The 13514-nt window shown below is 66.1% G+C and carries 14 protein-coding genes and 1 pseudogene; 6 read left to right on the forward strand and 9 right to left on the reverse strand.

The genetic code is table 11. From position 1 onward, the window contains the following. From ACLP25_RS30015 to ACLP25_RS30030, 4 genes and pseudogenes are all read left to right on the forward strand, one after another. A pseudogene (locus ACLP25_RS30015) lies at positions 1-605 on the forward strand (cytochrome b); the annotation flags it as partial. Positions 606-635: 30 nt separating this feature from the next. Beyond that, the gene (locus tag ACLP25_RS30020; protein ID WP_442472746.1) at positions 636-1460 is read left to right on the forward strand and encodes a cytochrome c1; all 825 of its coding nucleotides are present in this window, start codon (positions 636-638) and stop codon (positions 1458-1460) included. A gap of 138 nt (positions 1461-1598) precedes the next feature. Further along, positions 1599-2477, forward strand: coding sequence for an S-methyl-5'-thioadenosine phosphorylase (locus ACLP25_RS30025; RefSeq protein WP_442472747.1), 879 nt, complete (start codon positions 1599-1601; stop codon positions 2475-2477). 119 nt (positions 2478-2596) lie between these two features. After that, the gene (locus ACLP25_RS30030; protein ID WP_442472748.1) at positions 2597-3124 is read left to right on the forward strand and encodes a TIGR00645 family protein; all 528 of its coding nucleotides are present in this window, start codon (positions 2597-2599) and stop codon (positions 3122-3124) included. 407 nt (positions 3125-3531) lie between these two features. Here ACLP25_RS30030 and otnC read toward each other — a convergent pair whose 3' ends face one another. The 4 genes from otnC to denD form a co-directional block, all read right to left on the reverse strand. Then, on the reverse strand, positions 3532-4176 hold the full coding sequence (gene otnC, locus ACLP25_RS30035) for a 3-oxo-tetronate 4-phosphate decarboxylase (RefSeq protein WP_442472749.1): 645 nt from the start codon (positions 4174-4176) through the stop codon (positions 3532-3534). Between the two features lie 11 nt (positions 4177-4187). Further along, complete coding sequence (otnK, locus tag ACLP25_RS30040; protein WP_442472750.1) at positions 4188-5453, reverse strand: 3-oxo-tetronate kinase; 1266 nt, start codon at positions 5451-5453, stop codon at positions 4188-4190. A 2-nt stretch (positions 5454-5455) separates the two neighbouring features. Beyond that, the gene (otnI, locus tag ACLP25_RS30045; RefSeq protein WP_442472751.1) at positions 5456-6232 is read right to left on the reverse strand and encodes a 2-oxo-tetronate isomerase; all 777 of its coding nucleotides are present in this window, start codon (positions 6230-6232) and stop codon (positions 5456-5458) included. An 87-nt stretch (positions 6233-6319) separates the two neighbouring features. After that, positions 6320-7306, reverse strand: a complete 987-nt coding sequence (denD, locus tag ACLP25_RS30050) for a D-erythronate dehydrogenase (protein WP_442472752.1) — start codon at positions 7304-7306, stop codon at positions 6320-6322. Positions 7307-7319: 13 nt separating this feature from the next. Here denD and ACLP25_RS30055 point away from each other — a divergent pair, with 13 nt between their 5' ends. Beyond that, complete coding sequence (locus tag ACLP25_RS30055) at positions 7320-7526, forward strand: hypothetical protein (protein WP_442472753.1); 207 nt, start codon at positions 7320-7322, stop codon at positions 7524-7526. Positions 7527-7546: 20 nt separating this feature from the next. On the opposite strand, the gene mepA is transcribed toward ACLP25_RS30055, so the two are convergent. Both mepA and ACLP25_RS30065 read right to left on the reverse strand, forming a co-directional pair. Continuing rightward, positions 7547-8458, reverse strand: coding sequence for a penicillin-insensitive murein endopeptidase (gene mepA, locus ACLP25_RS30060; RefSeq protein ID WP_442472754.1), 912 nt, complete (start codon positions 8456-8458; stop codon positions 7547-7549). 105 nt (positions 8459-8563) lie between these two features. Further along, on the reverse strand, positions 8564-9889 hold the full coding sequence (locus ACLP25_RS30065) for an amidohydrolase family protein (protein WP_442472755.1): 1326 nt from the start codon (positions 9887-9889) through the stop codon (positions 8564-8566). Between the two features lie 300 nt (positions 9890-10189). Between ACLP25_RS30065 and ACLP25_RS30070 the strand changes: the two genes are divergently transcribed. Further along, entirely contained in the window at positions 10190-11191 is a 1002-nt protein-coding gene (locus tag ACLP25_RS30070) for an alpha/beta hydrolase (protein WP_442472756.1), read from the forward strand. Between the two features lie 296 nt (positions 11192-11487). On the opposite strand, the gene ACLP25_RS30075 is transcribed toward ACLP25_RS30070, so the two are convergent. From ACLP25_RS30075 to ACLP25_RS30085, 3 genes are all read right to left on the reverse strand, one after another. Then, entirely contained in the window at positions 11488-11646 is a 159-nt protein-coding gene (locus ACLP25_RS30075; protein ID WP_442472757.1) for a hypothetical protein, read from the reverse strand. Between the two features lie 579 nt (positions 11647-12225). Further along, positions 12226-13134, reverse strand: coding sequence for a PhzF family phenazine biosynthesis protein (locus ACLP25_RS30080; RefSeq protein ID WP_442472758.1), 909 nt, complete (start codon positions 13132-13134; stop codon positions 12226-12228). Between the two features lie 108 nt (positions 13135-13242). Next, a partial coding sequence (locus ACLP25_RS30085; protein ID WP_442472759.1) for a hypothetical protein occupies positions 13243-13514 on the reverse strand: 272 nt, incomplete at its 5' end.

Below are 13514 nucleotides of genomic sequence, written 5' to 3' on the forward strand. Positions count from 1 at the left end.
CGTTGCACGTCACCGGTCAGAACAATCCGGACGGCGTCGAGGTGAAGAACGTCGAGCGCGACACGGTCGCCTTCACGCCTTACGCGACGATCAAGGACGTCTTCGCGGTGTCGATCTGGTTCATCATCTACGTGTGGCTGATCTTCTTCATCCCGAACTATCTCTTGGACGCGGACAATTACAACATCGCCAACCCGCTGGTGACGCCCTCCCATGTCGTGCCGGAATGGTACCTGTTGCCTTTCTACGCCATCCTGCGCGCCATCCCGAACAAGCTTGTCGGCGTCATCGCGCTGTTCTCGGCGATCGCGGTCCTCGCCTTCATTCCCTGGCTCGATCGCAACCCCGTCAAGTCGGCCAAATATCGCCCGGCGTTCCGGTTCTTCTTCTGGGTGTTCGTGGTCATCTGCGTCGGACTGGGCTGGATCGGGTCGCAGGAGCCGACCGATGCCCTCACCTTGATCGCGCGGTTCCTCACCGCTGGATATTTCGGCTTCTTCCTAGTGATCATGCCGGTTCTGAGCTTCACGGAAAGGACGAAGCCCATTCCGGCTTCGATCGCCGATGCGGTGCTGGCCAAGAAGCCGGCTGCGGCAGAAGCCTGAACGGCGACCGATCCCGAGGGACAACGAACGATGATCCGCTTCAAGACAGCCCTGACCTCGGCCGCCGTCGCCTTTGCGCTCGCGGGCGGTTTCGCCCTCGCGCAGGAGACCGAGGAACAGCCGAAGCCGCCGCGCGAGACGTGGAGCTTCGGCGGCATGTTCGGAACCTACGACAAGGCCCAGTTGCAGCGCGGCTTCCAAGTCTACAAGGAAGTCTGCAGCAACTGCCACCCGCTGACCATCCCGTTCCGGACCCTGTCTCAGCCCGGCGGCACAGACTTCAGCGAAGACCAGGTCAAGACGCTCGCGGCGACCTATCAGGTCACCAACCCGGAGCCGAACGACAAGGGCGAGATCTTCAAGCGCCCCGGCACGCCGGCCGACAACTTTCCCCGCCCCGAGGCCTATCCGAACGATCAGGCCGCGGCGGCGACGTTCGGGAAGGCGCCGCCGGACATGAACCTGCTCGCCAAGGCGCGCAAATATGAACGCGGCTTCCCATGGTTCGTCTTCGACGCGCTGCCCGGCCTGCAGTACCAGGAGATGGGGGCGGACTACATCCACGCGATCCTGACTGGCTACACGAAGCCCGACGATCCGCAGTGGAACCTTTATTATCCGGGCCACAAGATCGCGATGCCGCAACCGATCTCCGACGGCTCGGTCGCGTACAAGGATGGCACGCCGCCGACGCTGCAGAATTACTCGAAGGACATCGCGGCTTTTCTGAGCTGGGCTGCGGAGCCAAACCTCAACGAGCGCAAGCGGATCGGTCTCGGCGCGATGATTTTCCTGTTCGTGCTGGCAGGACTTTTGTACTTCACCAAGAAGCGAGTCTGGGAGTCCGCCCACTGACCGCGCGTATGCGCTAGGCAGGATTTTACGCCCGCGGCATGCCGCGGGCGTTTTTATGCATCAGAATAAGCGGCGGGGACGTCTCGGCTTCGAGAGTGGCCATGGGCGCCCGTGGAGAGAGGCGACAAGGAGGCGAAATTGGCGAAAGCGATTGTCGGAGTGATCGGCGGCTCGGGCGTCTATGACCTTCCCGGACTGACGAACTTACGGGAAGAGGAGGTGTCGACGCCGTGGGGCGAGCCGTCCGACGCGTTGCGCTTCGGCCGGATCGGCAAAACCGAGGCCGTTTTCCTCGCCCGCCACGGCCGCGGCCATCGCTTCTCCCCCTCGACCATCAACTACCGCGCCAATATCGACGCGCTGAAGCGAGCCGGAGTGACCGACGTCATCGCGCTGTCCGCCTGCGGGTCGTTTCACCGCGAGCTTTATCCCGGGGTCTTCGTCCTGGTGAACCAGTTCGAAGACCGGACCTACCTGCGCCAGGCGACCTTCTTCGGCACGGGCTGCGTCGCCCATGTCTCGATGGCGCATCCGGTCGCGCCTTTGCTGCGTCGACGCCTGGTCGCGGCGGCTGACGCGGAGGGCGTCCCGTACAAGGACGGCGGCAGGTATCTCTGCATGGAGGGGCCGCAGTTCTCGACGTTCGCCGAGTCGATCGGCTATCAGTCGCACGGCGTCGACGTGATCGGCATGACCGGCGCGACCGAGGCCAAGCTCGCTCGCGAGGCGGAGATCTCTTACGCGACGATCGCGATGGTGACCGACTATGACTGCTGGCACGAGGAGCATGAGGCCGTCGACGTCGCCGCGGTGGTTAAAGTGATGGCCGACAACGCTGAAAAGGCGGCGAGGGTGGTCGCCCGGACGCTGCGGGAGTTTCCGGCCGAGCACGAGCCCTGTCCGGCCGGGTCCGACCGGGCGCTGGAGCACGCCATCATCACGCACCCGGAAGCGCGCGACCCCGAACTCGTCAAGAAGCTGGACGCGGTCGCCGGCCGCGTGTTGCGCCGGGGCTGAGGCCGGCCCTTCCTCTCGCGGGCGGCTTGCGCGCGCCGCGCCGCCGACCGTAAATGAACGACGGCCGTTCGGCGGGTCCCGCGGCGGCGGTTTCAGATGTCTCCGGGTGCGAGGGATCGATGATCAAAGACTGGTACGAACGCGTGCTGTTCGCCAGCCGCTACCTGCTGACGCCCCTCTACCTCGCCCTGGCGTGTTGCCTGATCGCCCTGGTCGCCAAGTCGGGGGTCCACCTCTATGACCTCGTCTATCGCCTCTCGGACCTCAGCGACGAGCGCGTGCTGCTCTCGGTGCTGGCGGTCGTGGACATGACGCTTTCCGCCTCGCTGGTGGTGATCGTATTCCTGTCCGGCTACGCCAATTTCGTCGCTCCCGTCGAAATGCGACCCGACGACGGCCGGCCGCACTGGATCGCCGAGATCGACTTCGGCGAATTGAAGCTCAAGCTCATGGCCTCGATCGTGGCCATCTCCGCGATCAAGCTGCTCGAGGGCTTCATGGACATCGCTCACGAGAGCGATCGGGAGCTTGGTTGGCTGGTCGGCATCCACCTCACCTTCGTCGTCTCGGCCTGCCTTCTGGCGCTCGCCGACCGTCTCGGCCACCGCACACGCACGACCCCCGACAGTGGGACCGAAGGCGTGTGAGACGGGCGCGCGTCGGAACCGCCGGGCGCTTACATCTGCGGCGCCGTCCGAACCGCACCCGCCAGCGACTCCTCGCGGAAAGGCTTGGTCAGCACCGGGGCGTTGATCCTTTGCTTCATTCCGTCCGAAAGCCTGTCGCCCGTCACGAACAGAGAGCGGGCAATAATGGCGTGGTTGACCTGTTACCCGTCCCTGATCCAGGGGAACTGGAGTTCGCCGGTCATTCCCACCCGACATGAACGCCCCTCTGCGCGGCTTGGTTCCAGTCATCTCCGGCGCAACGTCATTCGACGGGCTCAGCCGCCGCCGGCGGCCTCGGTTTCGAGAGTCCGCGCGCCGGTCACGACATAGGTTCGTCTGATCTCTTCAGCAGTCGTCGCGGTCTACAATCCCGCTGCCCCCGGCGGCTAAGAAGACGAGCCGTACCGCGCCCGCAGGTCCTCGACCTGAGCCGGAGTGAGCGGCTTGATTGTCTCGCCGCGCAGCATCAGGAAGAGCTTGGCCGTCTCCTCCAGTTCCTCCGTTGCGTACTGGGCGTTCTCAAGCGAAGAGCCAGCGACGACCGGTCCGTGATTGGCGAGCAGCACGGCATGGTGCTCGCCGGCCAAAGCCTCGACCGCCCTGGCGAGCGCCTCGTCGCCGGGCGGATAATAGGGCGCAAGCGGCAGCCGTCCGACCCGCATGACGAAATAGGCGGTGAGCGGCGGCAACACGTCGCTCGGGTCGACGTCCGCGAGCAGGCTGACGGCCACCGAATGGGTCGAATGCAGATGCACGACGGCGCGGGAGTCGGCGCGCTGGCCGTACATGCAGAAATGGAGGAACGCCTCCTTGGTCGGCTTGCCGCCGGAGACGAAACGCCCCACGGCGTCGAACTTCGATAGCGTCGCCGGGTCGAGCTTGCCGAGCGACGCATTGGTCGGCGTCATCAGCCACCCGCCGTCGGGGAGGCGGATGCTAATGTTGCCGGTCGAGCCGAAGGTCAGGCCGCGCGAGAAGAGCGACAGGCCCACCTCGCAGATTGCGTCTCGCGCCCGCGTCTCCTTGCTCAATCGCGGCCTCCTCATCGGGTCATCGCCAGCGCGCGCGCGAAGAAGTCCCGGCCGCCGAAATTGCCGGACTTCAGCGCCACCTGCATTTCCCCGTCGTCGCGCCCGATCGTGCGCATAAGGGGCACGCCGGGGGCGATCTCAGGCCCAAGCCGGAAGGCCCTGACGCCGAGACGGTCGACCGCCGCCCCGGCCGTCTCGCCGCCCGCGACGATGAGCCGCCGCACGCCGATCCCGACGAGGCCGGCCGCGATCTCGGCCAAGGCCGCCTCGATCGCATGGCCTGAGGCTTCGCGGCCGAACCGCGCCTGTAGCGCGGCGACGTCGCCGGGCTCGGCGCTGGAGGCGATTAGCACCGGCCCGGCGGCCAGGCGATCCTTCGCCCACGCGACGGCGCACTCCGCCTCGCTCGTGTCCTCGATCAGCCTTTGCGGCGAAAGGCGCAGCGTCGGAACGCCGCCTTCCGCCGCGGCGACCTGGTCTAGTGTCGCTCGCGAGCACGAGCCGGCCAAGATGGCGGCGAGTCCGCCGACCGGCTCCAGGGCCGCGCTTGCTCCGGCGCCCCGCCCGCGAGCGAAGGCGCGCGCCAGCCCCAGCCCGAGACCCGACGCGCCGACCGAGACGGGCCCTTGGGCCGCCGCTTCGCCGATCGTTTCGAGGTCGCGCTCGAACACCGCATCCACAATCGCGGCGCCAATGCCCTGTTCATCGAGTTCGGCAAGCCGACGCATGATCGCCGCGCCGCCCTCGGCGACCGTCGGCAAGGCGACGAGACCGACCGGCGCCTTGGACTGGCGCTTCAGGACGCGCACGAGATTGGAATCGCGCATCGGATTCAGCGGATGATCCTTGAGCGGGCTCTCGTTCAGGGGAACGTCGCCGACGAACAGATGACCGAGATAGACGGTGCGTCCCGTCTCCGGAAAAGCGGGCGTCACCATGACGCACCCGGCGCCGGCGCGGGCGCGGAACGCCTCGCCGACCGGCCCGATGTTTCCGGAATCGGTGGAGTCGAAAGTCGAGCAGATTTTGTAGACGACGTGGCGCGCCCCGCGGGACATAAGCCAGTCGTAGCCGGCGGTCGCCGCCGCGACGGCGCTGGGCGCCTCGACCGAGCGGATCTTCAGCGCGACGACGATCGCATCCACCTCGCCGGCTTCGAAGCCAGCGGCCGGGACGCCGATCGTCTGGATCGTCGAGAGGCCGTTGCGGCTCAGCGTGTTCGCGAGGTCGGACGCGCCGGTATAATCGTCAGCGACGGCGCCGAGAATGAGCGGCACAGTCAGGCCCTCCTGTAGGGCTGATGCCAGCCCAGTCCCTCGACGGTGCCGGCGCGCGGATTGTATTCGCAGCCGACATAGCCGTCGTAGCCGAGGCGATCGAACTCGGCCCACAGGAAGGGGAAGTTCAGTTCTTCGCCGTCGGGCTCGTGGCGCGAGGGCACGGAAGCGACCTGAATGTGGCCGACGATCGGCTGGAGCGCCCAGAACGCCATGGTCACGTCGCCGTGCATGATCTGCCGATGGTAGACGTCGAACTGAAGCTTGACGTTGGAAAGGCCGAGGCTCGCGATCAGATCGCGCGCATAAGAATAATCGTTAAGGAAGTAGCCCGGCATGTTGCGCGCGTTGATCGGCTCCAGAAGGAGGTCGACGCCGCATCCGGCCAGGACCGGCGCCGCGTATTCGATGGCGCGGCGATAGCTCTTTTCCGCCTTCGGATCGCTGCGTGCGGCGTTGCCGGCCATCATGTGGACCCGCTTGGCGCCGATCGCCGCGACATAGTCGAGCGCGCGGGCGACGCCGGACTTGAACTCCGCGAACCGGTCAGGCAGCGCCGCCAGCCCGCGCTCTCCGTCCTCAAAGCGACCGGGCGGCAGGTTGAACAGAGCCTGCGTGAGCCGATTGCGCGTCAGGCGTTCGGCGATCGCCTCGGGCGGATGATCGTAGGGAAAAAGGAACTCCACCGCCGCGAAGCCCGCTTCCGCCGCCGCGTCGAAGCGGTCGAGGAAGGGGTGCTCGGCGAACATCATGGAGAGGTTGGCGGCGAATTTGGGCATGAGCGAAACGTTCCGATATGAGGCCCGCGAGGGCGGGCGTTCCGATTTGAGCCGGCGCAGGGGGTGTCGGGGGCGCCCGCGCGGCCTTTACCCGATCTTCCCGCCGAGCTCGTCCTCGATATGGACGCGGATGATCTCGTCGAAAGTCGTCTCGGCGCGAAAACCAAGCTCCCGGGCGCGGCGCGTGTCGAAGTCGCGCGGCCAGCCTGCAACGATCGTCTCGATGGTCGGGTCGGGCTCGCGGCGAATGAGCGCGGCGGCCTTCGGTCCGGCGACGCGGGTCAGCGCGGCGATCTCATCGGCCACCGTCGCCGAGAGGCCGGGCATGGAGAGATTGCGCCTTGACCCCAGGGGCGCGAGATCCATTGTCGCCGCATGCAGGAAAAACCCGACCGCCGAGCGAGGGCTCGCGTGCCAGTGCCGCACGTCCTCGGAGACGGGGAGCACGGCCTCCTGTCCGCTCAAAGGCTCGCGCAAAATGTTCGAGAAGAAGCCGGAAGCAGCCTTGTTCGGTTTGCCCGGGCGGATGCAGATGGTCGGCAGCCGGATTCCGATTCCGTCGAAGAAGCCCTTGCGGGAATAGTCCGCGAGCAGAAGCTCGTCGATCGCCTTCTGCGTCCCGTAGCTTGTGAGCGGGGTCAGGAAAAACTCGTCGCCGATCTTGTTTGGGAACGGCGCGCCGAACACGGCGATGGACGAGGCGAAGACGAGGCGCGGCCGATAGCCGTCCCGCGCGTTCGCGGCCCGGATCGCCTCGAACATCTGGCGGGTGGCGTTGAGATTGATGCGATAGCCCTTGTCGAAATCGGCTTCAGCCTCCCCGGACACGATGGCCGCAAGATGAAAGATGAGGTCCGGTCGGCCGGCGACCATGGCCTCGCCCTCGCCCGGCGCCGCGATGTCGGCGGCTCGAGTCTCGAGCTTGCCGGAAAAGCCCGCCGGCGCGTCCGGATCGACGACGTCAACGAGGGTCAGGCCGTCGATGGCGCGTCCGCCGAGGCCGCCGGCCTTGAAGAGGCTTTCGGTGAGTTTGCGGCCGATCATGCCGGCGGCGCCCGTGATCAGAATATGCATCGCATTTGTTCCCTTGAGGTTGAGATTCACGCGAAGCGAAGCCGCGCCGTACGAGTTCGAAGTCATCGCCCGCGATGGGTCGCTCCAGACGATCGAGGGCGTCCGGGTGTTCCGCGGCGGCGACGAAGCTCTCGGCGTCGAGCGCCGCCAGCCGGCCCGACATCGCGCCGTTCCGCTTCCCGCGGCGCCGCTCGCCCAAGAGGGGGGCGAGCTTGACTGAGCTCATCACGTTCCAGCCGCCTATTTCTCCAGGACCACCGTCCGGCATTCGGACGGCAATTGCGCCATCGTGATCGGGGGGCGCGGCTTGCCCGGGGCGGGGTGAAGCGCCTCGTCGGTGAACCACCAGTTGAGCGACTTGTCGCAGCCGTCGCCCGCCGGCAGAGGGTCCTGTGGCTCGCAAGTCGTCTCGCCGGCGGGACACTTGATGCGGATGTGGAAGTGGTAATTGTGACCCCAGTAGGGGCGCACCCGGTTCATCCAGGCCTCGCCCTTGTGGGTCTCGCACAAGGCCTTCTTGATCGCGGCGTTGACGAAGATGCGGTCGACCTCCGGCTCCTCGGCCGCCGCCCTGATGACTCCGGCCTGCGCCTCAGACCAGTGCGAGCGGTCGACCGTGAGGCCGTTCTCGGTCACCATGTCGACCGCCGACATCTCCTCCCGCTCCTCGCGCGAGAGCGTATGGTCGGGCATCGGCGTCAGCCAGACGTCGGCGTCGAGGCCGACCTGGTGCGAGGCGTGGCCGGTCAGCATCGGCCCGCCGCGCGGCTGGGAAATGTCGCCGACCAGAATGCCGTTCCAGACGCCCTCCGCCTTCGCCTTGCGCGAAAAGCGCTCGAGGAAGGCGATCATCGCCGGATTGCCCCACATCCGGTTGCGCGACAGCCGCACCACCTGCCAGGACTCGCCGTCGACCGGCAGCGCCTTGGCGCCGGCGAGGCAGCCGCGCCAGTAGTAGCCGATCGACCTCGCCTTGGCCTCGATCGGCGTGAGCGCGCGCCCGAACACCTGCTTCGCGGCCAGGTTCGGGTTCGCCGGGTCGGCGAGCGGGGGCAGGGGCTTGGGGTTGAGCGTCCCCGCGTCCTGCCCCCGGGCGGGGGCGGCGAAGGGAGCGACGGCGAGCGCCGTGAGACAAACGATTATCAAACGCATGAGCCGACTCCGGCGGGGTCCTCGGTCAGCTTCGGCATCGCAAAGTCAACAATCCGTTAACCATTCCGGTTCGCAAGGCGCCTATTTCGTCGCGTGCTTTCGGGGCTATGTCGGTCGCGCATCCTTGTAGAGCTTGCCGTCCTTCATGATGACGAGGAGAGAGGTCTCCGGATTCGCCATCAGGCCGATGTCCTCAAGCGGATCGCCGTCGACGACCAGAAGGTCGGCGAGCGCGCCTTCCTCGACGACGCCGAGCTTGCCGGGATAGGGGTTGCGCGGACCCGAGAGGGCGAGCAACTCGCCGTTCGTGGCCGTCGCCATGCGCAATATATCGGCGTTGTCGTACCAGCGCGAAAGATGCGTGAGCATGACGCCCTGCCGCGCGGCGAGGCCCGCAGAGAACAGGAGATCCGAGCCAAAGGCTGTCTTGATCTTGTACTCTTTCGCGAGAGCATAGACTCTATCCGTGCCCGCAAAGACTCGAAGCGCGCTTTGCCGGCTCTGACCCGAGAGCGCGCCCGTATCCTCCTCGCTCAAAAAGGGCTGGGTGCTCAGCCAGACGTTGCTTTCCGCAAGGATTCGAGCCGTCGCCTCGTCCATGAGGTGACCGTGCTCGATGCATTGAGCGCCCGCGGCGACCGCCCGCTGGATCGCGGCCGGAGGATAGGCGTGCACCGCAACGTAGGTCTGGCGATCCGCCGCGGTCTCGACCGCTGCGCGCAACTCGGGCTCACTGTAGGTCACCATGTCGAGCGTCGTCCGCGGCGACGATACGCCTCCGCTGCCGGTGAGCTTGATCTGCGATGCGCCCTGCATGAGTTGTTCGCGTGAGCGCAACCGCACTTCGTCGGCGCCGTCGGCGATGCTGGCGCCGCCGGAACGCTCGACGGCGGAAGGCGGGCCGCCCGCCATTCGCGGGATATCGGTGAGCGGACGAAGATCTCCATGTCCGCCGCTCGCCGTGATCATGGCGCCCGAGGGATAGATGCGGGGGCCGACCGCGAGGCCCTCGTCGATCGCCTGTTTGAGCGCGAACGAGGGACCGCCGAGATCGCGGACTGTGGTGAAGCCGCGCATCAGGGTTCGCCTCGCCTCGGCGCTCGCGGCGAGCAGGACGTAGCCGACATCGGCGGCAAGGAGGGCGGAGATTGGGAGCCCGGCGAAGATCGTGTGCCAGTGGGCGTCGATCAACCCCGGCATGAGCGTGCGGCCGCCGCAGTCGATGACCTCAGCTCCATCAGGCGGGGAAACGTCGTTCGTCGCGATCGTCTTGATTCGGCCGCCGTCGACAAGAAGACGAAGGCCGCCTTGCAGCGCTTTGGACTTGCCGTCGAACAGCTTGAAATTCGAGAAGACGATGGGGCGGCCGGCGTCGGACGCCTGCGCCGCCGCGCGGGGCGCAAGGCCAAGCGCGGCGAGAGAGGCGCCCACGCCGGCAACGAATCCTCGCCGGGAGAGTTCGCCGTCGATCCGCCGTGCGATCGAACGGATTTTTGGCGAATGGCACGCACAGCCCACGTGTGCGCTGGCGCTTGCCGTTTCGTCCGCAGCGTCGCAGGAGAACATAAGGTCACCCCGCTCAAGGTCCGGGCCCTTGCGGACAGGGGGAACCTAACAAGGCTCCTTGAGCGCAGCAACCCATCGCGGCCGCGCCGCCGGCGCCTTGGATTCTTGTGAGCGGGCTTGGGAAAGGTCTTTCGAGGCCGCCGAGGGATTGCTAAGAATTCGCCGATGCGGGGTCCCCTTCTGTCGCTGAACCGTTACGGCCTTTCTCTCGGCGCCACGCTGATGCTGGCGAGCTGCGCCGCGCCGCCGCCTGTCGCTCCGCCGCCGGCCGCGCCCGGCGCAAAGCCTGGCGTCGCCACGATCGACGGCGCCAACGTCGAACTCGCCGCCTTCCAGAATTCCGCGTTCCCCTACCACGGCCTCATTCCGAACTATCAGGAGAGCGGCAAGACGCGGCCGTTCCTCGACGTCGACGACAACGGGCGCCTCGGCCATTCGAGCCCGCGCGGCGGCCTCTTGTGGGAGGACCAGACCTACAACGACCGGACCGTGCTGCTCGCCGCGCCGCAAAATTTCGATCCGACGCGGCCCGGTGTCATCATCGTCTTCTTCCACGGCAACATGGCGACGCTCGAGCGCGACGTGATCGCGCGCCAGCAGATTGTCCGGCAGCTCGCCGATTCCGGCCTCAACGCGGTGCTTATCGCGCCGCAGCTCGCCCACGACGCGCCCGATTCGAGCGCCGGCAGGTTCTGGTCGCCGGGCGGCTTTGCCGCCTTTCTCGCCGAGGCCGAAGGCAAGCTCGGCGAGTTCTACCCGCAAAGTCGCGGCGCCTTCCGGCGGATGCCCGTGGTCATCGTCGCCTACAGCGGCGGCTATCTGCCGGCGGTCTATTCGCTGACCGTTGGGGGCGATACGGGACGGGTGCAGGGCGTCGTGCTGCTCGACGCGCTCTACGGCGAGCGCGACAAGTTCGTGAGCTGGGTCGAGCGTGAGGGCCGCAAGGCCTTCTTCGTCAGCGCCTATTCGACCTCGTCGCGCGACGGCAACATGGCGGTCGAGGCCGAACTCCAGCGGGCGGGGCTCACGGTGCAGGACAGTCTGCCCGCGGCCCTCGCCCCCGGCGAGATCGCCTTCGTCGACGCCGGAAGCGTGGACCACAACGACTTCGTTACTTCCGCCTGGGGCGGCGCTCCGCTGCGCGACATCTTTTCCCGCATCCGATAAGGGCGGGCGGACCGCCGCGAGAGGGAAACAGCGCGCCGCTTGGTGGGCGCGGCCTTCGAGGATCGCGCAGGCCATATCGGAAAGCCCAAGGCCTCAATAATTGGCGTGAACGGGCTTCGGTAGATTTCGGAGATTTCGCCGCAACCGACGACACCGAGGCTCAGGGCGCCGTCCCCTGCGCGTAGGTCCGCATGGGAGCTCGTCCACGACGCTGATGAGATCATGGCCTAGACGGTCGGCAGCCGCTGGAGGCCCAGGGCCAATGCGTTGCGCATGCGGGATGCGGATGGTTCACCTCAGCGGTCTAGCCCTTGAACGCCCGCCGCTGCGAGCAGGCGCAAAAACTCGCTTTGCAGCACCCACACGCGGGAGGGGTTGCGCTCAAAGTAGTCCCGGAGGCGCTTTGCGTTTTCGGCCGTCGGGTAGCGGCGATATTGGTCAATCAGATTCAGCATTGCTTTGCCTCCCCGTAGGGAACGCTGATTGCAAAATGAGTAGTTGGCAGTACGTGCTTTTAACCCGCGCCGCTGGAGGATTCGTCCATCCTTCGGCTAAAATCGATTACTCTTCCGACGTAGCTGCATAAGAGCACGACGCGCGCCAAAGCGCAGTGCGTTTTCTCACATCGCCGTCAGAGCGCCGTCCGCCGTCCGCTTGCTCGCCCTTCGCCACGATCCGCTGCGCATTAAGGTCTGAAATGATGCAGCTTGCGCCGCGCGACCAAGGGCCGATCCGCGAGCCGCCGGCGACAAGGCGTTACCGTTATGTTGCCCGACCTCGTATCACTGATTTTCTGCCGGGTAACCACCGAGATGGGCGATGCGTTCCGCCAACGACCACAATCTGACCCATCGGTCTCGTTGGTCGTACCCGGCGATCGCAGGATATCCGCCCGAAGCACGCGTTCGTCGAGCCCCATAAGATCGTCGCCAAGGCGGGGGCGGGAGCGAACGGTGCGTTCGCCCGGAACCCACGGGCTGCCACGCCGCACCCCTCTGGCTGCTGGCAAGTTGCTTGAGAGGCGCCAGAAAGCTCTACTGGAGGTCGATCGAGCCGGACATTGCTGGCATGCAGCCGCCGCCGATAAAGGTCCCAGTAACCGTGCCGTTGACCTTTTCCGCGACGGCTCGCAGCAGACTCGGTCGTCCCAAATCGGCGCCCTGTCCAATGGCGGCTTCCAGTCGCAACGACGATTCGCGTCGCAAATCGGCAAGGAGTCCGATCAGCGCCACGTTCGCGCTGCCGGTCGCAGGGTCTTCGGAGACGCCGTGCAGCGGCGCAAACATTCGCGATTGAAAGTCAGCGCCCTCCTCTGTGTCCTCGACGTACAGATGAATTCCGGTCACCTCGTCTCGCGGCAAATGTGACAGAAAGACATCCATGCGCGGCTGTGCTCGCCGCAGCGCGGCTCTGTCACGCACTTCGGCAATGACGAATGGCGTCCCGCAACTTGCCAGGCATGGCGGATGCCGGCGGACCTCAATATTCGACGGGTCGAGCGAGCACGCCTGCGCGATCGTCGCGACGTCGACATTACGCATGACCCGAAATTGCTGCGGCGCGGCCAAAGCTGCTCCTCTGACCAGACCATCGGCGGTGTCGATTGTCATTCGGACGAGGCCGGCGATCTCCTCAAAGATCATGGTCTGGCGATTGAAACTGGCGCCGCAAACCGCATCTTGGTGCGCCAGGACAAACGCCGTGCCTACGTTTGGATGACCCGCGAAGGGCATTTCGGCGCGAGGCGTAAAGATCCGTACGCGAGCAGTGTTCGCAGGATCGGCCGGAGGCAGGACGAACGTTGTCTCGGAAAGATTGAACTCGTTGGCGATGGCCTGCATTTCAGCGTCCGATAGACCGCGCGCATCGGGAATCACGGCCACGGGGTTGCCGCCGAACTGCCGATCGGTGAAGACATCAACCGTTTGAAATTTCACTTTCATAGACGACACTTCCTCGGATTGACCGCTCATCTCAATCGAACGCGTGCGCTAGTTCTCTAAGCTGCCTACGCCCTTGCGAACAGCCCGTTCTCATCACTCATAAGTCCGCTATCCCACCGGCGCCAATGCACCCGCAGGCTTCAGGGCGTAAACGTCGAACAGCCTGCCTTCGCCGCCGTCGCTGACCGCCGCCAGACCGAGGGCTTCGGCGATGGGGATCCAGGCTTCGCCATCCGCCGTCTTGCGACGCAGCATCATGTCGGGCGCTGGCATGTAGTAGCCAACTGTGCGCCGCTTCCAGAGCTTGCGGGCGGGCCGGTAGCCGGATTCGATCTCCGCTCGCGCCAGCACGCCGTTGAGATAGTCTTTCTTGCGGCGTG

This window comes from Roseiarcus sp. (assembly GCF_052145395.1).
Taxonomy (GTDB): Bacteria; Pseudomonadota; Alphaproteobacteria; order Rhizobiales; family Beijerinckiaceae; genus Roseiarcus.